The following is a 22,596-nucleotide window of genomic DNA, read 5'->3' on the forward strand; positions in this document are numbered from 1 at the left end:
CGCGTTCTGTTCGCTCCATTCGGCTATTCTTCCAATAACAGCTCCAGTTCGCCCAAGTCGATCTCGATGCCGTAATCGCTCGGCGTGGATTCCGCCTCTTCCTTACCGGCGCAGTGCTGGACCACCTCCCGCAGGCTCTGCTCCAGGTGGGCGGCCAGCCGTTCCATTGTCGCTTCCTCGTACTCGTGCGCATTGTACCGCAGCTCTATCGTAAGCCTGCCCGCCGCCACGACCGCCGCCACGTCCAGGGCATACAGCACCCCAGCCTGCTCGCTGACGGTATTTCCCACCGGCATGGCAGAAGAGACGAACCCATCCGCGCCGCTTCCCGCTTGGGCCGGGTCCACCTGCCCCAGGTAGTTGAACAAGAGGTCCGGTTGGCGTTGGTTACCCTCACCACTGCGGTTCGGCAGGAGCCCCTTCAGGAGCCCGTAGCCGATCCCTTTGCGGGGCACCCGGCGGAGCGTTTCTTTGACCTGCTTGATCGTTGTGGACAGCGGCTCATCCGCCCCGGCCGTCAGATGCACCGGGTACAGGCTCGTGAACCAGCCGACCGTCCGGCTGACGTCCACGCCCTCCAGCACGTCTTCCCGGCCGTGGCCTTCCAGATGGAGGCTCACTTCCGAGTTCCCCGACCAGCGCTGCACCGCCATAGCCAGCGAGGCCAGCAGCAGGTCGTTGATCTCCGTGTGATACGCCCGGTGGGCCCGGGTCAGCAGCTCCTCCGTGAGTTCCGCCGGCCACGTGACGCTCCGGCTGCGTTGGTCGGCAAGCCGCCTTTGCTCCACGCGGTGATCCTTCGGCAGAGGCGCTCCGGTTCGGCGCTCCGCTTCATCCCAGTACGCCGCTTCCTTCTTCAGCGCCTTGCCCGCCGCGTAGTCGCGCAGCTTGCGGGACCACCGCTGGTACGAAGCGGTCTTCGGCGGAAGGGCAATCGCTTCCCCACGGCTCAGCTGCGCGTACCCCTGCGCCAAGTCCTCGAGCAGGATGCGCCACGACACCCCGTCCACCACCAGATGGTGGATCACGATCAGCAGGTGGTCGCCTTCCCGCGTCCGGAAGAGCCCCAGCCGCACCAACGGACCGTGCTCCAGCCGCAGGCTGCGCTGCAGCCGCTCGGCTTGGTGCCAGATGGATGCTTCAGCATCCTCCTCCACCGCTGCTTCTTGCTCCAGATCAATGACCTCGAGCGTAAAGTGCGGCGCTTCCCCGCCGTCTGAGTACGCCTGCTCCACCTGTCCGCCTGCGACCCGGTAACGCAGCCGCAGAGCGTCGTGATGGGAGACAAGTCGTTCGAACACAGTCTCCAGCTTTCCGGGGTCGATCCCCCCGGGACGGTGCAGCATGACCGCCTGATTGAAGTGGTCGGGCATGTCTGCATACTGCCCGAAAAACCACTCCTGGATGGGCGTCAGCGGAACGCTGCCGGAAGCCGGGCCCTGTTCCTCCGCCGTCTGCGGCCCGCTTTCTTTGACATACTCGCTTAACGCTTCGATTACGGGATGGCGGAACAGGTCTTTCATCTCGAAGGTCAGTCCATGGCTGCCCAGACGGGAAGCCACTTGGATCGCCTTGATCGAATCGCCCCCGAGCTCGAAGAAGTTGTCCCGGATGCCGAGGCCCGGCACGCCGAGCACTTCGCGCCAAACACTGACGAGCGCTTCCTGAACGGGCGTGCGGGGCGGTGCATAGTCCGCTCCTGCGGCCAGGCCGACGGCCGGCTCGGGCAGCGCTTTGCGGTCCAGCTTGCCGTTCACGGTCAGCGGGAGCCCATCGAGCCGGACGAAGTAAGCCGGGATCATATAGCCGGGCAGCCCTCCGGACAAGAATGAGCGGAGCTCAGCGGAGGACAGCTCCTCACGGGAGCCGGACACATAGTAGGCGCACAGCGCCGGCTGGCCCGGCTGATCCTCCCGGACGATCACGGCCGCCTGGCCGATGCTTCCGTGCCGCAGCAGTGCCGCTTCGATCTCCCCGAGTTCGATACGGTAGCCTCGGATCTTCACCTGATGGTCGATCCGGCCCAGGTATTCCAGAGAGCCGTCCGGCAGCCATCGGGCCAAGTCCCCGGACCGGTACAGCCGCTCTCCCGGGAGAAGCGGATGGTCGATGAACCTCTCCGCGGTCAGCTCCGGCCGATTCAGGTAGCCTCTCGCCAGCCCGTCCCCGCTGATGCACAGCTCACCCGGCACCCCGATCGGTACGGCCTGGAGCCGCTTGTCCAGAATGCAGGCGGACAGGGTCGGAATCGGGCTGCCGATGCTTCTCGAGTTCGAAGCGATCTCCGCCTCCCCGATCTCTTGGAAGGTCACATGCACGGTGGTCTCGGTAATGCCGTACATGTTGATCAGCCTGGCGGCGGGATACCGCTTCTTCCATGGCTGCAGAAGAGCCGGCTGCAGCGCTTCTCCGCCGAAGATGACGTATCTCACCTGCAGCGGGCTATCCTGCTTCTCGTCCGCCTGGATCAGCTGATGGAATGCGGTCGGCGTCTGGTTGACCACCGTGACTCCGTGATGGTTCAGCAGCCGGCGATAAGCCGCCGGGTCCAGCGTGGCCTCCTTGGGCACCACAATCAACGTGCCGCCGTACAGCAGCGCACCGTACATTTCCCACACAGAGAAGTCAAAGCAGAACGAGTGGAACATTGTCCATACGTCGCGTTCCGAAAAACGGAACGCGAACCGGTCGTTCTTCAACAGGCGGATCACCTGACGGTGCTCGATCATCACCCCTTTGGGCGTCCCTGTGGAGCCGGAGGTATAGATCACATAGGCCAAGTCGGACGGATGGTTGACTGGCTCCGGATTGGAGGTTTCTCCTTGGAATAGCGCTGTGTCGTTCAGGGAGATGATGTTCCCTGAGAATGCCGCTCTGCCGGCGCTTTCGCCCCTTCCCTGGACGAGCAGGTGGCTGCAGCCGCTATCCTCCAGCATGAACCGGATTCGTTCCGCAGGATAATCCGGATCGACCGGCGCATAAGCCCCCCCGGCCTTGAGAATCGCGAGCAGTCCGACGATCATGTCGAGGGAGCGGTCCGCCAGGATCCCGACGATGCTGTCGGGCTTGACCCCCTGAAGGCGCAGCATGCGGGCCAGCTGGTTGGCCTTGGCATTCAGCTCTCCGTAGGTCAGCTGTTCCCCGCCATACACGAGCGCCGTATGCTGCGGAGTCCGCGCCGCTTGTTCCTCGAAGCAGGCATGGATCGTGAGGTCTGCGGGATACGAGACCTGCCTCCATGGGTTAAAGAGATGAAGCTGCCGCTCCGCTTCCTCGGCCGTTAATAGCGTGAGGTCCTGAACCAGGCCGGATGGGGACCGGAGCACTTGGGTGAGGATATGCTCTAAGTGTCCAGCCAGCCGGTCCATCGTCCCGGGGTCGTAGACATGGGCGTTATATTCGAACCGGATCTCGAGCGGTTCGCCGGGAACGATATTGACAAGGAAGTCATAGTTCGTCTGCTCGAATACCTCCACCCCCGCAATCGAGAGGGACCGCTCCTTCCCGGGCACGGCCTGCAGCAGCTCCTTCTCCAGAGGGTAGTTCTCAAAGGCCACCAGATGGTGAATCAAATCCTGCTTGAGCGGACTCAGGGACTGGATCTCGGTCAGCGGATACGTATCGTAGCGGCCCGACTCCAGGGCCTGCTCCTGCACTTCCTTCAGGAGCTGCCCGAAGGTCGTCTCCGGATGGGTTCTGATCCGCACCGGGATCGTGTGAATGAACAAGCCTACCATCGTCTCGATGCCCGGGATCTCTGCCGGCCTTCCCGAGACGACGCTGCCGAACACCACATCCTCCGCCTGGTTGTACTTCTGCAGCACAATCCCCCAAACCGTCTGCAGCACGGTATTCAGGGTGACCTCGTGGCGTGCGGCCAGCTGCTGCAGCTGACCGGCAGCCGGTTCCTCCAGACGCAGGACGGTTTGCTGCAGACGATAGCCCGCACCGCCAGCGTCCGGTTGGCGGGGAAGCGTCACCTGCTGCTCGTACCCCTGCAGATACTGCTCCCAGTATGCTCTCGCTTCTTCACGGTCCTGATCTTCCAGCCAGTCCATGTAGATCATGTAGGGAACGACGTGAGGCAGCTGCAGCTCCCTGCCCTCCGATAGGGAATGATACAGAGCAAGAAATTCGCGGATCAGGATGGAAGTGCACCAGCCATCCATCAACAGATGATGGAAGCTCCAGATGAGCCGGCCGGCATTGTCCTCCGTCCGGACGAACGACGCCCGGACCAGGAGGTCGTCTCCTGCTCGGAAGACTCGGTCCATGTCTTCCCGGATGAGGCGCTGCAAGCGGTCCGCCTTCTCTTCCTCGGCCAGATGACGGAGGTCGAAGAGGTTCAGGGGCACGTAGGCGTGCTTGCGGACCACCTGCAGGGGCTCTTTCACGCGGTCAAACACAAACCGTGTGCGGAGAATATCATATCGGGCGATGAGTCGCTCCAGCGCCTGCTCCAGCACGGCTTCATCTATAAGCCCGTGCAGAGCCACGACATTTTGCTGAAAATAGGCTGCCGAATCCGGTTCCATCACGCTGTGAAACAACATTCCCTGCTGCATGGGAGTCAGCGGATAGATGGCTTGGATCCCTGTCCTGCCGACCAGCTCTTCGACATGGGCAAGCTCCTTCAGACGTAAGCTGTTCATGCCGTAATCGCTCGGCGTGGACTCCGCCTCTTCCCTGTCGGCGCAGTGCCCCACCACGTCCAGCAAGCTCAGCTCCATGTGGGCGGCCAGCCGCTCGATCGTCGCCTCCTCGTATTCGTGCGCGTTGTACCGCAGCTCCATCGTCAGACGGCCTGCAGTGACGACCGCCGCCACATCCAGGGCATACTGTACCCGGGCCTGCCCGTCGATGGTGGTTCCCACCGGCATGGCGGAAGGGACGAACGTAGGGGGACCGCTTCCCGCTTCTACCGGGTCCACCTGCCCCAGGTAGTTGAACAAGAGGTCCGGTTGGCGTTGGTTACCCTCACCACTGCGGTTCGGCAGGTGCCCCTTCAGGAGCCCGTAGCCGATCCCTTTGCGGGGCACCCGGCGTAGCGTTTCTTTGACCTGCTTGATCGTTGTGGACAGCGGCTCATCCGCCCCGGCCGTCAGATGCACCGGGTACAGGCTCGTGAACCAGCCGACCGTCCGGCTGACGTCCACGCCCTCCAGCACGTCTTCCCGGCCGTGGCCTTCCAGATGGAGGCTCACTTCCGAGTTCCCCGACCAGCGCTGCACCGCCATAGCCAGCGAGGCCAGCAGCAGGTCGTTGATCTCCGTGCGGTACGCCCGGTGGGCCCGGGTCAGCAGCTCCTCCGTGAGCTCCGCCGGCCACGTGACGCTCCGGCTGCGTTGGTCGGCAAGCCGCCTCTGCTCCACGCGGTGATCCTTCGGCAGAGGCGCTCCGGTTCGGCGCTCCGCTTCATCCCAGTATGCCGCTTCCTTCTTCAGCGCCTTGCCCGCCGCGTAGTCGCGCAGCTTGCGGGACCACCGCTGGTACGAAGCGGTCTTCGGCGGAAGGGCAATCGCTTCCCCACGGCTCAGCTGCGCGTACCCCTGCGCCAAGTCCTCGAGCAGGATACGCCACGACACCCCGTCCACCACCAGATGGTGGATGACGATCAGCAGGTGGTCGCCTTCCCGCGTCCGGAAGAGTCCCAGCCGCACCAGCGGACCGTGCTCCAGCCGCAGGCTGCGCTGCAGCCGTTCTGCATGATGCCGGATGGCCGCTTCCGCCTCCACCGCTGCCTCTTGCTCCAGATCAATGACCTCGAGCGTAAAGTGCGGCGCTTCCCCGCCGTCCGAGTACGCCTGCTCCACCTGTCCGCCTGCGACCCGGTAACGCAGCCGCAGCGCATCATGATGGGCGATGAGCCTCTCGAATACCGCCTCCAGCCTCCCGGGATCGATTCCTTCCGGCCGGTGCAGCATGACCGCCTGATTGAAGTGGTCGAGCGTGTCTGCATACTGCCCGAAAAACCACTCCTGGATGGGCGTCAGCGGAACGCTGCCGGAAGCCGGGCCCTGTTCCTCCGCCGTCTGCGGCGCGCTTTCTTTGACATGCTTGCTTAAGGCTTCGATCACGGGATGGCGGAACAGGTCTTTCATCTCGAAGGTCAGTCCATGGCTGCCCAGACGGGAAGCCACTTGGATCGCCTTGATCGAATCGCCCCCGAGCTCGAAGAAGTTGTCCCGGATGCCAAGGCCCGGCACGCCGAGCACTTCGCGCCAGACACTGACGAGCGCTTCCTGAACGGGCGTGCGGGGCGGTACATAGTCCGCTCCTGCGGCCAGTCCGAGGTCCGGCTCCGGCAGCGCTTTGCGGTCCAGCTTGCCGTTCACGGTCAGCGGGAGCGCATCGAGCCGGACGAAGTAAGCCGGGATCATATACCCGGGCAGCGCTCCGGACATAAATGCGCGAAGCTCGGCGGCGGACTGCTCCTCAGGGGAGCCGGACACATAGTAGGCGCACAGCGCCGGCCGGCCCGGCTGATCCTCCCGGACGATCACGGCCGCCTGGCCGATGCTTCCGTGCCGCAGCAGTGCCGCTTCGATCTCCCCGAGTTCAATGCGGTAGCCTCGGATCTTCACCTGCTGGTCGATCCGGCCCAGGTATTCCAGAGAGCCGTCCGGCAGCCATCGGGCCAAGTCCCCGGACCGGTACAGCCGCTCTCCCGGGAGAAGCGGATGGCCGATGAACCTCTCCGCGGTCAGCTCCGGCCGGTTCAGGTAGCCTCTCGCCAGCCCGTCCCCGCTGATGCACAGCTCGCCCGGCACGCCGATTGGCTGCAGCCGCCCATGGCCGCTCAGGATGAAGACCCGGGTATTCGGAATCGGCTTCCCGATGGAAGAGCCCTCCGCTTCGCTTACGTTTCTCAAGAAGGTAGTTACGACACTGTATTCCGTCGGGCCGTATTCGTTGGCCAGCTCCAGCGCGGCTTTCTTCGCCTTCGACTTCCGGAGGAGTCCGGGGGCAGCCTGCTCCCCCGCAAGGGTCACCATCCTCAGGGTTCTCATGGCTTGCGGGGTCAGCCCCTCCAGCACGGCCTCGTACAGGCTGGGCACGCTGAGGAAATAGGTGATCCCATGCGTAACGATCGCCTGCCGGATGTGTGCGGGATCTTTGGAAGAGGCTTCATGCAGCAGAACAACGGCGGCTCCCGATACGAGCGGGGTGAACAGACTCAGCACAAATCCGTCAAAAGCATAGCTGAACAGCTGAAGCACACATTCCCGGTCGAGCGCATACTGCGCTTTCCTCCACCATAAGGCGTTCACGACACCGCGATGCTCCACCTGGACGCCTTTGGGCTGACCCGTCGTCCCCGAGGTGTATATCACATAAGCCAGATGATGAGCCTGAGAAGCCGAAGGAAGATCGAGAAGTTCTTCTTCCCTAAGGTCCGTGGAACTTACTGGGCCGGCTGCGGCATCAATTTCGATGATTTCCCCTTCAAAAGGAGGCATATCCTTCTTCGTATGAGCCGTAACGAGAAGATGCCGTGTCCCGGTGTCCTCCAGCATGAAGCGGATCCTCTCCTGCGGGTATTCGGGATCGATGGGCACATAAGCGCCGCCGGCTTTGAGGATCGCGAGAATGCCGACGATCATCTCGAGCGACCGCTCGGCCAGGATGCCGACGAGCGTGTCCGCTTCAACGCCCCTCTCGCGGAGCACCCGGGCCAAGGCGTTCGCCCGCGTGTTCAGCTCCCGGTATGTGAGCTGCTCCTGCTCCAGCACCACCGCTGTCCGGTCCGGCGTCCGCGCCGCCTGTTCCTCGAACAAGCCGTGGATCGTCTGCTCTCTCGGATAGTCCGCCGCCGTGTCGTTGAAGCCCTCCAGCAGCCGGTGCTTCTCTGCCGCCGTCAGTACCTCCAGCTCCGCCAGCCTCCGCTGTGGAGACTGTACGATCTGACCCAGCAGCTGTTCGTAATGCCGGATCATCCGCTCTGCCGTCGCTGGGACGAACAGCTTCGAGGCATACTCCAGCTCCAGCTCGATCGTCTCCAGATCCATCCGCTCCGCCGCCTGCAGCGTCAGGTCGAATTTGGACACGGGATTCTCAAAGTCATAAGGGGTGATGTCCACGCTCCCATCAGCGGATGGTTCCAGCCGGCCCCCTTGCCCGGCATTCTGCATGACGAACATAACGTCGAACACCGGATTGCGGCTCAGGTCCCGCGGAAGGCCCAGATGCTGTACAAGCTGCTCGAACGGGTAGTCCTGACTCTCGTACCCTTCCAGCGCCCCCTCCTTCACTTCCCGCAGGAATCCGAGGAACGTCTTCTCCCCTTCGGGTCTGTTCCTCATAGCCAGAAGGTTCACGAACATGCCGAGCACGGAGTCCAGATCGGCATGAGGGCGTCCGGCGACCGGCATGCCGACGATGACGTCCTCCTGGCCGCTGTACCGCGCCAGCAGCACCTGCCAGGCCGCCAGCAGCATCATGCTCAGCGTTACGCCTTCCGCCGCACACAGCGCCTTCAGCTGCCGGGTCAGCTCCCGCGGAAGCTCGAGCCGCACCCGGCCTCCCTCGAAGCTCTGCTGTGCCGGCCTGGGATCGTCTGCCGGCAGATTCAGCACCGGCAGCTCCCCGCCAAGCCGCTCCAGCCAGTAGGCTTCCTGCCGCTTCAGCTCTTCTCCCTGCAGCCGCTCCTGCTGCCAGGCGGCATAGTCCTTGTACTGGATCGGCAGGGGCTGCAGCGCCTCCCCGCGGTAGAGCTGCTGCCACTCGCGCACGAACAGGCCCATCGATACGCCGTCGGAGACGATATGGTGCAGATCGACGAGCAGCAGCGCCTCGCCGCCGGGCAGCGGCAGCAGTCCCGCCCGCAGCAGCGGTGCCCGGCTCAGGTCGAACGGCCGGATGAAGCGGGCGATGAGCCTGCGGATCTGCGGGCCGGCGTCCGTGCTTATGATTAGCGACTCCACCGCGCCTGCATGAGGGGTCAGCAGCTCTGTGCCGCAGACCATCTCCCCGCTGGCTTTTGGAGCTTCGAGCTCCAGCGCTTCAAGCTCCAATGCAGCGGAAGGATGCACGTACTGCACCGGCTCTCCGCCCTCCAGCCCGAACGAGGTGCGGAGCGCCTCGTGCCGCCCGATCATTCCGGCGAAGGCTCTCTCCATCCGCTTCTTGTCCCAGGTGCCGCTGAGCCGGAACACGCCGGGCATGTTGTAGCCCGTCCGCAGGCCCTCCAGCTGCTCCAATACGTACAGCCGCTTCTGTGCCGACGATACCGCATAGTACGGCTGCTCGGGCACTGGCGCGATCGCGCTGTAGCCGCTGCGATCCAAGCGCCCCAGGTGCGCGGCCATCTCCTCCAGGGTTGGGTGCGCGAACAGGTCGCCCAGCGCCGGCTCCACATGCAGCTCCTTGTGGATGCGGGCGGCCAGGCTCATCGCCTTCAGCGAGTGGCCTCCGAGCTCGAAGAAGTGGTCGTGCAGGCCAACGCGCTCCACGCCGAGCAGCTCCTGCCAGATGCGGGCGAGCGCCGCTTCACGCTTGTCCCTCGGCGCGGCATACGCTTCGTGCCCGCTCCATTCCTGCGGCCGGGGCAGCGCCCGGCGGTCCAGCTTGCCGCTCGGCGTGAGCGGCAGCCGCTCCACGGCCACGAATCGGGACGGGAGCATATACTCCGGCAAGCTGCGCGCGAGGTAGGCCCGCAGCTCCGCCGGCGGCGGCGCCTGCTGCCCCGGCAGCGGGGCGATATAGGCGCAGAGCGACTGACGGCCCCCGCCTTCGTCGAAGGCGGTGACGGCGGCCTCGCGAATGCCGCTGTGGGCCAGCAGCTTCGCTTCGATCTCGCCGGTTTCAATCCGGTAGCCCCGGATTTTCACCTGGCCGTCGATCCGCCCGAGGTACTCCAGCACGCCGTCCGGCAGCCAGCGCGCCAGGTCGCCCGTGCGGTACATCCGCCCGCCGGGGACGCACGGGTTCAGGGTGAACTTCCCGGCCGTCAGCTCCGGCCGGTTCACATAGCCTCGCGCTACCCCCTCCCCGCCGATGCACAGCTCCCCGGGTGCTCCGATGGGCTGCGGCCGGCCGCCTGTACCGAGGATATAACACTGCACGTTCGGCAGCGGCCGTCCGATCGGTAGGGTCTGACCGCCGGGAACGCCGCCGTCCTCCCGCAGAAACTCCGTACGCCGGATCGGATGGATCACCGCATCGACGCAGCACTCCGTCGGACCGTACACGTTCCAGATCGTCAGCTCCGGGTCAGTGAAGGCCCGCCAGAGCTCACGGACCGTCGAACGGGTCAGGACTTCCCCGCCGACCAGAAGGTGCCTCAGCCCGCTGACGGCCGCTGACGCTGCACGCTCGGCGCCTGCGGCAATCTCCGCCGCACTCTCGCTCTGCTGCGCATTCCCGTCGGTGCTCCCCCTTGGCTGCACGTCATCCGCTGCCCGCCCGCTTGGCAAGGCGTTGACCTCCCCGCTGTCGCTTGCCCCGCTGTCGCTTGCCCCGCTGTCGCTTCGCAGCGCTTCGGCCGCTCCACTGCCGCTGAGCGCCCCTTCCCCGCACAAGAAGGCCAGATGGCTCGGGGTGCCGTCGCACACCTGAATGCCATGCGCCCGGATATAGCTCATAAACGCCCGCGGATGCATCCGGCATGCCTCCGGCAGCACATGCAGCGTGTGCCCGAACAGCAGGGCGCTGCCGATCTGCTGCACCGAGGCGTCGAACACATAGGAGGCCAGCAGCGCGACCTGCAGCGGCTCCGCAGTATGGCCATATACTTCCTGCTGCAGACCGTGCAGCAAATTCATCACGGAAGCGTGCTCGATCCCGACGCCCTTCGGCTGCCCTGTTGAGCCGGACGTATAGATCACATAGGCCAGATCGCCGGCGCCGTTCACGGCTTCTGGGTTGTTGCTGACGGCACCGGGCGCAGCTGCATCCTCAATGGCAAGCAGGTCGACCCCGAGTGGGCCGCAGCCCTCCATCAGATGCCGCTGTGTCAGCAGCAGCACGGCTCCGCTGTCGTGCAGCATGAACCGTCTGCGCTCGGCCGGATCCTGCGGATGGATCGGCAGGTAAGCGCCACCGGCTTTGAGGATGGCGAGCAGCCCCACGAGCATGTCCGGGGACCGCTCCGTCATCAGCCCGACCACCGTATCCGGCCGTATTCCCCTCGCCCGAAGAGTTTGGGCCAGGCGGTTCGCCCGCGCATTGAGTTCGCCGTAGCTCAGCGTGCGGTCTCCCGATACCACCGCCGTGCGCTCGGGTGTGCGGTTTGCCTGTTCCTCGAACAAGCCTTGGATGGTTTGCCCTTTGGGGTATGGATGCCGCTCGCCGTGGAGTTCCTTGAGCTGCCGCTGTTCGTCCGGCGCCAGCCAATCGAGTTCAGCCGCCTTGCGCGACGGCGTCCCCACCGTCTGACCGATGACCGACCGTACCTGCTCGGCGATTCTTCGAATGCTCCCTTCCGTGAAGAGATGGCCATCGTAATGAAATTCGATATCGATCCCGTTGTGAAGCAGGACGCTTACCGTCAACCCGTAATTCGTTCGTTCCTTGGCGGAGTAGGCCACAGGCTTCAAGCCCTGCAGCTGCCCCCACGCTGCCAAGTCCAGAGGGTAGTTCTCGATGACCATAATGCTGTCGAAGAGGGGATGAAGATGGCTGATCCCTCCATACTGCATGATGTCCGTCAGTGAAGCGGTATCATGACCGACTCTTTCCTTCAACAGGCGGTCAACCTTCAGGTTGAGCTCCAGGAGGCTGTCCCCATCGCTGCGACGTACCCGCAGGGGCACCGTGTTGATGAACAAACCGACCATGTCGGCGATTCCCGGCAGGGCGGCATCTCTTCCCGATACGGTGGTTCCGAATACCGCCTCATCGCTGTGGTTATAGGCCTGCAGGCAGATCGCCCAGGCGCTGTACAACAAGGAGGCCAAGGATACCTTGTGTTCCGACGTGTAGCTGTGGATTTGTTCTACAAGCTGTGCAGCCAGAGTGATCTTATGCTGCCCCCCTGGCGATGCCAACCCCTGCGCGAGCCCCGTGCAAGGCAGATCCGTCTTGGACTCCATGTCATAGAGCTGCTGGTTCCAATACCGTTGGTGCCGCTCTTGATCCTGACGCTGCAGCCATTTGATGTACTCTTTATACGGTGTTTTTCTTGGGAGCTCCCCATGCCTCCCTTCACTTCGAAGGGTATACAGTTTGAAGAATTCCTGCAGCAGAATCCCGCTGCTCCACCCGTCATAGAGGATATGATGATAGCTGATCGTCATCTCGTGCAGATCCTGCTCCAGCTCGGCGAGCCGGATGCGGAAGGGAACCTCCTGGAGGTTCACCCGTTCCTCCGCCTGCGGGAGCTGCAGCCGAAGCGCTGCGTCCACTTCATGCCGTTTCAGAATGATCTGAACCGGCTTCTCCAGCCTCTCCCATCGGAATACCGTTCGAAGAGCCGGGTTGGTCTCGGCGATCTGCTGCCATACCTCCCGGAACCGAGTGAAGTTCAGCTCGCCCTGCAGCAGGACGTTCAGCTCCTCGAAGTATGCGTCGCTGGACGGGTTGTGCAGATGGTGAAACAGCATGCCTTCCTGCAGCGGACTGAGGGACAATATATCTTCGATGTTGTTTTTATCGATTCTGGCCACGGTACATCTCCTTCTTCGTTGATGCCTGAGCGATGGTTATAACAGCAGGCTGTCCAGATCCTCCTGGCTCAGCTGGATCGTCTCAAAATCGGAAGGGGTATACCCCTTCCCGTCCTGGTCGCCGCAGTGCCGGATGATCTCCTGCAGCCTGTCCATGTACATGCCGAGGAGCCTGTTCATTGTCTCTTCCCGATAAGCAAGACGGTTGTAATGCAGCTGCACTCTTAGCGTGCCGCCCACATAGAGGCACTGAACGTCCAGCTCAGCCGTCGCCGGGTTGGAGGGATCCGTATCCGAACCCGTTCCATGATCGGACAAGGAGAACCAGTCATTCTCGATCTCCTGCTGAAACTGTCCGAGATAATTGAAGCGGACCTCTGCCCTGCGGGGGGAAGCGAGCCTTGCCTCCGGGTGCATGTACTTCAGCACGCCGAAGCTTATGCCTTCGTCCGGAAGCCGTCTCACTTTTTCTTTGACCCCCTTGATCACCTCCGGAAGCGTAGAGGCAGCCGCCTCCAGCTTCAGCGGGAACATGGAGGTAAACCAGCCGACGGTGCGCGACACGTCTAGTGCGGCCGCATTCCGGCCGTGTCCTTCCAGCTCGACAACGAAGGACGTTCTCCCCGTCCACTGCCGCATGGCTAATGCCCAAGCGGCCAACAACAGATCCTGCACATTCGTGCTGTACGCTTCATGAATGGAGGAACGCAGCCGCTCCGACCACTCCGTCTCCAGCTCGCGCTGGACGCTTACGATGTGCTCCATTCCCCAGTAGTCAGGCTCGGCATCCCAAGGGATCGTACGCTCTGCCGCTTCCTCACCGATCCAATACGGCAGGCTCGATGCCATGGAAGGCGCCCTCTCGGTCAGCTCATTGTGCCACTGTGTGAGTGAAGCGGTTTTTGGGGGCAGCGCAGGCTCCCCTCCCAAGGCCAAGCTCCGATAGATCCGCAGCAGATCCTCCAGAACAATCCTCCAGGACACCCCGTCGATGACCAGATGATGGGCTGTGAGGAGCAGCAGTTGTTCACCGGGGCCGAACTGGACAAGAGCCGCTTTGATCAGTAAATCGGTGTCGATCCGGAAGCCCGATTTGACTTCTGTGCCGATCTCCTGCAGCCGATCCGGCTTCTGTTCTTCCGTCAGGGCGGATAAGTCGTAGCGGAGCAGGCGGAACGGCGCGGCTGCGTGCTTCTCGTTGAAGAATAGAACGTGCGTTACCGGATTGTAATTCATTCGAAGCCCATCATGATGCTCGACCAGCCTGCCAAGCGCCTGCTCCAGCAGCCGGTCCTCCATAGGCTGTTTCAGCCGCAGAAGGACGGACTGCTGGTAGTAGTGCGGGTTGGGGAACGCTTGGCCGAAGAACCATTGTTCAATGGGAGTCAGCCCCTTCTCTCCGGCTAAGAGCCCCTGCTCGCAGACCTGCTGCTCCCCTGCGGGACGAACGAGGGCACTGATTTGGCGGATCGTCTGATAGATCAGAATGTGCCGGATCTCTACGATATACCCGTACTCCGAGAGCTTGGAGCTGACTTGGATCGCTTTGATGGAATCGCCGCCGACGGCATAGAAGGCATCCTCCACGCCGAGCCGACTGAGGCCCAGCACTTCTTTCCATACGGTCACGAGCAGCTCTTCGGTTTCCGTATCCGGAGGGATCAAGGCATCCGCTGGCAAGTGGGTTCCTGCAGCCGGAGCGGGAAGCGCGCTTCGGTCCAGCTTGCCGTTAGGCGTAAGCGGGAACGGGGTTACCCGTACGAAATACGACGGCAGCATATACTCCGGCAGTGCGCTTGACAGAAAGGAACGCAGCTCGCGGGTGTCCAGCTCTTCCGCAGCGTCGTAATAAGCACAGAGTGAGGCGGTTCCGTAGCGGTCGGCCGCTGCGAGCACATGGCACTCCCGGATCCCCGGGTATGCGGCCAAGCGGGACTCGATCTCCCCAAGCTCGATCCGGTATCCCCGAATCTTCACTTGATGATCCTTCCGGCCGACGAATACGATATTGCCGTCCGGAAGCATGCGGGCCATGTCGCCTGTCCGGTACATCCGTCCGCCCGGGACGAAGGGGTTGTCGATGAATTTCTCGTTCGTCACTTCCGGCCGGTTCAGATACCCCCGGGCAACCCCGTCTCCGGAGATATACAGCTCGCCGGCCGCATGGCAGGGCACGGGCTGCAGGAAGGAATCCAGAATGTAGAGCTGCACATTGGCAGCCGGCCGGCCGATCGGGACATAAGCATCGGTGTCCTTCTCCGGCGAATACCGGTAGATCATACAGCCCACCACGGTTTCCGTAGGCCCGTATTCGTTGTAGATGTCCACCTCGTGACCAAAGAGGCGGGACACTTCCGCGCACAACCGGGTATCCAGCTGTTCGCCGCCGACAATGAGACGCTTGATGCCTGAATCCCGCAACTCCATCGCTGCTAGCAGCTTCAGATGGGACGGCGTCAGCTTCACCACTTCCACTTCGTTCTGCCGGAGGACGTCATGAATCACGAGATCCTGCTGCGCTCCCGGATAGATCACCACGGAATTCCCTGTGACCAGAGGCGTGAAGATGGAGGTGACCGTTAGGTCGAAGGCAATGGAGGAATACAGCGGGAACGAGACCTTCTCCCCTTGAACGTATACTTCGCTCGCCCACCAAATGTAATTGACGAGTCCGCGATGCTCGATCATCGTTCCTTTGGGCTTGCCCGTGGAGCCTGACGTATAGATAACGTAAGCCAAATCCCGCGGGTTGTTCCCAGGCTCTGCCGGACTCCACGGCTCCGCCGCCTCCTGTCCGCTTGCCAATAAGGCTTCCACATCCGTGATCTCCCCGTTGAACTTGACCGTGCCCCGCAGCCGGGGAGAAACCACGAGCAGCTCCGCTCCGCTGTCCTCGAGCATATATTGAATCCGCTCCGGCGGGTATTCCGGATCCAGCGGCAGATAGGCGGCTCCGGAGCGCAGGATTCCGAGGATCGCCACCATCAGGTCGATGCTCCGGTCCATTAGAATGGCGATCACCCGGCCCGGCCGGGCCCCTTTACGGATGAGCGCACGCCCCGCAGCCTGCACCCTGTTATGAAGCTCTTCGTAGGTCATCAGCTGCTCCTGGCAGCGAAGGGCCACGGCCTGCGGCGATCTCGACACCTGTTCCTCGAACAGCTGCACGACCGTCTTGTCTGCAGGATAAGCTCGGGTGGTAGCGTTGCGTTGATGTATGATCTCGTCATATTCTTCGGGGGACAGCATCCGAAACTGGGAGATCTCCCTGTCCGGCCGGTCGGCAATCTCCCGCAGAAGGTTCACATAGTGGCGCGCCAGGACCTCCATGGTCTCCCTGCGGAACCGGCTGGTCTTGTATTCCAGCTGCAATTCCAGGCCCGCATCCGTATCATAGACGAACAGCGACAGATCGAACTTCGAGGTACCATTATGATAATCGCAGACACGGAGCTCTAGACCGGCGGCGTGAGGCTCGAACGGCTTCATGTTCTGCATAACAAACGCGGTGTTAAACGGGGCCAGGCCCGGTTCCACGGGAACACTCTGATGCTCGTGCGCTTCCAGGAAGCGGGAGTGGACTTCCTGCAGCCACTCGGTATAAGTCCGGCCGCCGGCGGGATGGCTCCGCAGCGGCACCGTATTCACGAACATGCCGACCAAGGGCTCCAGCTCCGCCCGCGTTCGGCCCGCCAAGGATGTGCCGATCACCACATCGTCCTGCTGTGCGTATTTGGACAGCAGGATATAGAAGGCGCTCAAGCAGACCGTGTACAGGCTCGTGCTCTGCCGAACCGACAAGCTTCTTAGCCGTGCGGCGAGCTCGGGATGAACGGGATGCGCTACCGTATCGCCGCGGAAATCGTCCTCCGCCCTTAGGGTGCCGTCTGCCGGCAGGTCCAGGAGAGGCTGGCAGCCCGCCAGACGCTGGGCCCAGTATGCCTTCTTCCCTTCCTGATCCCCGCCTTGCGCTTCCTGCCATTCCGCCACATCCTTGAACTGCAGCGCCAGGGGGGCAAGCTCGCGTCCCTCATAGAGCTGAACCCATTCCTCCATGAGCCGGATCACCGAGATGCCGTCAGCCGCCAGATGATGAACCTCCACTACCAGCAGGCTCTCATCCGCCGAGAGACTGGCGATTCCTGCCCGCAGCAGCGGCGGCCGGGTCAAGTCGAAGACGGCGGAGAAGCCCCGGATGATCTCTTCGTCCGTTCCCTCCCCCTTGAGCGCTGCGATTTCGAAAGGTACATCGTCGCGAACGGCCTGAACCGGCTGTCCGTCCCTCAGCTCGAATCCCGTACGGAGCGTCTCGTGGCGCCGGATCAGCTTCGCAAAAGCCGCTTCGGCGGCTGCATTATCGATCCTGCCTTTGATTCTGGCCGCCTTGACGATATTGTACGTCTGATCCTGGTAGATCTCATGATGCGCATAGATACTCTTCTGACCGGGCAGCAAAGGATACCAAGGCCGCTTCCCCGCCCTGGGAATGGATGACTCCCGATCTTCGCCTAACGCCGTGATGCAGCGGGCCAGGGCGGACAACGTAGGATATTCGTACACATGCTTCAGCTCGAGCGGCGCATGCAGCCGGCTCCGGACTTCCGACACGAGCAGAGCCGCTTTTAACGAATTGCCGCCATGCTCGAAGAAGTGCTCCTCCCCGCCCCGCGCCTCCTTCCCCAGTGCCCGGTTCCACAAGGGAAGCAGCGCCGTTTCCGTTTCACTGGAGGGCTGCAGGGAATCTTGCTGACGGCTCTCCTGTAAGCTATTCAGCCGCGTGATCACCTCGTTGAATTCGCCGTCCGCATAACGGTCCCGAAGAGCATACCGCTGGAGTTTTCCGCTGGTCGTTTTGGGGATCGAACGGACGGGAATCACCTCCTTCACCTCGACGCCAAGCCTCCGGTTGATCACTGCCCTCAAGGCTTCGCTGAGCGGAGTCAGCGCCTCCGGCTCTTTCCTCCAGACCAGGAAGATCAGCAGCTCCTCCATCATCGTCTCTTCGCTCCGCACACCGCAGGCAGCCACCTTCCCCGCTTCGATGCCGGGCACCTCCGCGGCGATGCGTTCGATATCATGGGGATAGAGATTGATCCCGTTGATGAACAGAATATCCTTGGCTCTTCCCGTCACGATCAACCGGCCGCCGCGCAGGAACCCCAGATCGCCCGTAGTCAGCCAGCCTTCCGGATCGATCGCCTGCCGGGTCGCCTGCTCGTCGTTGTAATAGGCGGAGGTGACGTTCGCTCCCCGGATTTGAATATGGCCCACATGCTGTTCCTCGACCTCCAGACCCTGATCGTCGCACAGACGAAGCGAGCCGGGTTCGATCGGATAGCCCACATCCACCAGGGCCACACCGTCCGGGTCCGCGGGATCCGCCAGCTCTTGAATGCTCTGGCCTACGGCCATCCTTCTCCGGTGGATGGTCATCGTCACGAGCTCCTCGTGAACGGGCGGGAAGGTCACCGCAAGGCAGGCCTCGGCCAGTCCGTACACGGGATACATGCTGCTTCGGGATAGACCGTACGGCTGCATCGTGCTCAGGAAACGGCGGATCAGTTCGGGTGCGATCGGCTCAGCGCCGTTGAAGATCAACCTCACGCGAGAGAGATCCCATTGCTCCGGGCTTCGCCTGCCCAGATGCTGAAGCAGATAGTGATAGCCGAAATTCGGGGAAGAAAGAATCGTTGCTCCGTGTTCAGCGGCTTTGTCGAGCCATAGATGAGGCCGGGTGATGAACAGCGAGGTCGGCAGCAAGAACTGGTGAAGATCGGCGGCGAGCGGAACCAGATGGTTGCCAATCAGTCCCATATCATGTGTCAGCGGCATCCAGCTCAGCACCGAGTCCCGCTCGTCGATCTCGGAGCTGCGGATGATCGAACGGATGTTGCTGAGAAGGTTCCCGTGGGTTAATACCACACCCTTCGGTTCACCGGTGGAGCCCGATGAGAACTGAATGAATGCGCTTTCTTCTGCTTGCGTCTGATAGACCGTACCATGCCCCTCTTCCACCGCCGATGCGGTATCCAGGAACAGACAGCGGTCCTTCATGGAAGGAACAATATGGGGCTGCATGTTCTCCCACCTTGCAGTGTTGGTAACCAGCCAAGGATGGCGCAGCTTGGCCCACACGTTGACAAGCTTGAGCTTGTGCTCCTCGTACTCCCCCACCGTGACGGGGACGGGGACGATCCCGCCAAGCAGGCAGGCCCAGAAGGCCCTGATGAAGTCCGCTTGGCCTTCGAGTTGGAATACAGCCTCTTCTCCCGGTCTCATGCCTGTATCCTGCATTCGCTTGAGCAGCCTCAGGGAGCTGTCGTATAGGGCGGCGTAGGAGATGAAGATTTCCTTGTCCCTGCCCTGAATAAACCGGATTCCCTTCTCGCTGTGCTTCCGTTGCAGCAGCAGTCCGCTTAAAGTATCCATGGTGCGCATCTCTCCATCCGTGACACGTGTTAAGGTATTTGAAAGTTGAATACAATCCGTAAAAATCCATAGAACTTCACTTCATTATCTGTGGATTGTCAAAAACAGGATAGATACGATGTTGATGAAATGCGTGCATTATATTGACTACTTGCTATTTTCTTAAAGAAAAAGCCTTGACATCCAATGCTCCGAACTCATGAATAGCTAGCAGTGGTATAATAAATGGTTGAAAAAAAAGCGGATTCTGATTTCCGGAGCAAGCATTGCGGGGGCCGGCGCTCGCTTACTGGCTGCACCGCTACGGCTTTGAGGCGACGGTCGTAGATAAGATCAAAGGGCGTATAAGCGAAGCGAAACCCAGCGGCTTCTTCATGCCGTGAAGGATTCTGCCCGTATGGTCAAAAGAAGAACGATGGCTGGCACGGTGTGCGCGAAAATATACGAAGGCATCATACAGGAACACACTCCTTAGTTATATTTTGCCCGTATTCGTCTTAATCCAATGCAAAAAAATCAAGCTGCGAAGCGAATACGCCGTCTTCACAAACTCGGGAATATAATATATCCGTTTATCGCGATGTGGGACCGGGCCCCCTTTCGCCTGTAACATGCCCATCCTTCATTTGGATTTCATTTCAACTCGAATCACGTCGATAGTCTATTAGAGATGTAATCCATTCTAATAGGAGTGATATCGGTTGAAGAAGAACCTCAAGAGTTTACGCTTCCGGCTTACGATGATGATTCTGGTACTCACATTGATCCCGCTTGTTACGCTTGCTTCCATACAAATGGGTCAATTCAAGAGTCAGCTGACCACGAGCATTAACGATCAAGAGATCGGTATTGCCACAAGCAATGCACAAGCAACAGACGTTTGGCTCCATACGAAAATAAACGCTATCCAGAAAGTGCTCCAGAGCAACCCGGGCTTCAGCAGCATGGACGCTGTAGGAAAGAATAATGCCGTCCAGCCGGCCGTCAAAACCGACCCTGAGGTCGTGATGACCATTGTTTCCGATGCAGAGGGTAAGATACCGGCTGAGGATGGTACGCTGACCGATATTTCAGACCGCGAGTATTTCAAGCAAGCGAAAGAAACCAAGAAACCTGCCGTAAGTGACCTGCTGATGATAAGGAGCATCGAGCAGCTTGGGGTGACGATGGCCGTCCCTTATTTCGATGCGCAAAACCAGTTTCAAGGTGTCGTGATCGACATCGTTTCCGTGGCATCCTTAAAGAGCAGCTTCGATAAAGTTAAAGTAGGCGAAACGGGTTATGGGAATTTGCTTTCCAGCAAAGGCGTGTTTATGTATCACCCAGATGAATCGAAGGTGAATAAAACGTATCAAGAGGCCGTTAGTGAATCGGCGATCAAGGCTTATGACTCGGTGTATACGAAGGATTCCGGGGTAGAAACGTATACGAATGAGGAGGGAGTAGACAAAATGGCAGCCTTTGCTACGGTTGCCACTACAGGTTGGAAAGTCATGATTACTGTACCGGCTAACGAAGTTTTCCAAAACCTGCAATCCAGCGTGAACAAGACCATCCTATTGATTCTTGTCACAGTCGTGATCGTCGTGCTGATTTCTATTTTTACAGCCGGGTTCATTTCGGGACCAATCAAGCGTCTTTCGGAATTCTTAAATGTCATGGCCGCGGCAGATTTTACTCACACGCTGCCAGCAGGACTGCTGAAGCGTACGGATGAGATCGGGCACCTGGCTCATTCGGTTGAGAAGATGTCGGCGTCCATACGAACGGTTCTTGGCCAAGTCGCCAGTGAAACGTCGAACGTAAAATCATTCATCGGCCAATCTTCGGCCAGCATGAGCTCGCTCGCATCCCAGGTGGAAGACGTTTCTGCGACAACCGAACAAATGTCAGCAGGTATGCAAGAAACGGCCGCAATGGCACATACTATGAATGTTACCTCTTCGGAGATTAAGGACGCGGTGACTTCCATCGCGTTAAAAGCGCAGGACGGATCTTCGATGGCGGATGAAATTGCGGGTCGTGCTCAGCATCTGAAGGAGTCGGCGATCACATCCCGAAATTCAGCACAGGATATTCGCGGTTCGATCGAGAGCGAGTCGAGAGCTGCGATGGAACAGGCCAAAGCGGTTGAGCAAATTCATGTCCTGACAGGTTCCATTCTTGACATTACCAATCAGACGAATCTGCTTGCTCTCAATGCTGCTATTGAGGCGGCACGCGCAGGCGAAGCGGGCAAAGGATTCGCCGTTGTCGCCGGTGAGATCCGGAAGCTGGCCGAGAATTCCGCGAAGACGGCGAATGAAATTCAGACCGTCGCGAGCTTGGTGATGTCCTCCGTTCAGGCACTTACGAAGAGTTCCGAAAAAGCACTTACGTTCATTGATGAGACCGTCATCCAGGACTACAATGCGATGGTGGCCAATGGTGAACAATATTCCAAGGACGCCGGATCCGTCCAAGCGCTCGTGACCGATTTCAGTGCGACGGCCGAGCAGCTGCTGGCTTCGATTCAAAATGTGGCTCAATCGATTGAGGAAGTTACGCAATCCAACAATGAGAACGCGGCAGGAACTCAGAATATTGCCGAGAAAACATCGGACATGCGCTTACACTCCGAGCAGTTGGCTGAATTGATGCTAAGAACAGAAGAAACGGCCGCACAGCTGCTTGCTGCTGTCCATAAATTCATAATCTAACCCATGGATCCAGGCCGGCACCTTGCCGGCCTTTTTGATGTGTTCTACGCAATTCGCCTATCATCATATCCATATCATATTCGGCTGCCGTTCCGTCGATTTTGCATTTACTTGAGGTTGGAATAGGCTTCATCAGATACGGGTTCTAACCAATCCGTTTGCCCCGGTGTAAGAGCTAAGTGTACAAACCAACTGTCTCTCGTTGCACCATGCCAGTGTTTCACATGGGGAGGGATATTTACCACATCACCTGTTTTGAGTAACTGGGCTGGTTTTCCCTCTTCTTGGTACCATCCCTCACCGCCAGTTACTAATAACACTTGTCCCGCATGGTGTGAGTGCCAGTTATTGCGGGCTCCGGGAGCAAATGTGACATTTCTCGGACCTTTTCGAAACGATTTTCTTCTTCCACTTGCTTTTGGCTCTCAAGCGGTAAGGCCATATTTTGGGATGTTAAAAACAAGCCATTGGCGAAATCAGGTGCTTCCGGAGCTGCGGACATCATTAAATATTGATTGATATTACCTCCAATACCCGCCAATATCCCCCAGATTAAAATAATGATGGCCATCGGAAGGCTAAACTTTCCAAAAGAAGAACAACATGATGTAAACAGCTCCCAATACAAAAGGAAAAGCTGCAACAGATCGGATGGCACTCTTGGTAAGCAGTTTTCCTGCGACCACATCCTGCAGCCCCCTCGTGACCCTGCCACACATCCAAGCGTTAACTCCGAATGCAATCGCTACAAAACCGCGTTCTGCCTTGGTTTGCGCATAGTTCCGATATTTTCGAATGAACAGTAATTATTTAATTAATCACCTTTGTTGACAGCGCTTTCGTTAATAACGGGAGCCGGGGAT

General features: G+C 60.2%; 3 protein-coding genes and 2 pseudogenes. 1 reads left to right on the plus strand and 4 read right to left on the minus strand.

From position 1 onward, the window contains the following. Positions 1-23: 23 nt before the first annotated feature. Together O9H32_RS17870 and O9H32_RS17875 are read right to left on the minus strand one after the other, a co-directional pair. On the minus strand, positions 24-12,605 hold the full coding sequence (locus O9H32_RS17870) for a non-ribosomal peptide synthetase (protein ID WP_269867484.1): 12,582 nt from the start codon (positions 12,603-12,605) through the stop codon (positions 24-26). Positions 12,606-12,641: 36 nt separating this feature from the next. After that, positions 12,642-19,034: a non-ribosomal peptide synthetase gene (locus tag O9H32_RS17875; RefSeq protein ID WP_269867485.1), complete on the minus strand. Its 6,393-nt coding sequence runs from the start codon at positions 19,032-19,034 to the stop codon at positions 12,642-12,644. A 701-nt stretch (positions 19,035-19,735) separates the two neighbouring features. On the opposite strand from O9H32_RS17875, the gene O9H32_RS17880 reads away from it, so the two are divergent. Then, complete coding sequence (locus O9H32_RS17880) at positions 19,736-21,733, plus strand: methyl-accepting chemotaxis protein (protein ID WP_269867486.1); 1,998 nt, start codon at positions 19,736-19,738, stop codon at positions 21,731-21,733. A gap of 107 nt (positions 21,734-21,840) precedes the next feature. On the opposite strand, the pseudogene O9H32_RS17885 reads toward O9H32_RS17880, so the two are convergent. Both O9H32_RS17885 and O9H32_RS17890 read right to left on the minus strand, forming a co-directional pair. Beyond that, a pseudogene (locus O9H32_RS17885) lies at positions 21,841-22,110 on the minus strand (cupin domain-containing protein); the annotation flags it as partial. A gap of 62 nt (positions 22,111-22,172) precedes the next feature. Further along, a pseudogene (locus tag O9H32_RS17890) lies at positions 22,173-22,422 on the minus strand (MFS transporter); the annotation flags it as partial. Positions 22,423-22,596: the final 174 nt, after the last annotated feature.

This window comes from Paenibacillus caseinilyticus, from assembly GCF_027533645.1.
In the GTDB taxonomy this organism is placed as follows: Bacteria; Bacillota; Bacilli; order Paenibacillales; family NBRC-103111; genus Paenibacillus_G; species Paenibacillus_G caseinilyticus.

Bases quoted from the DNA above. Each gene is read 5' to 3' on its own strand.
- O9H32_RS17875 (WP_269867485.1), bottom strand. From the start codon at position 19,034: ATGGATACTTTAAGCGGACTGCTGCTGCAACGGAAGCACAGCGAGAAG.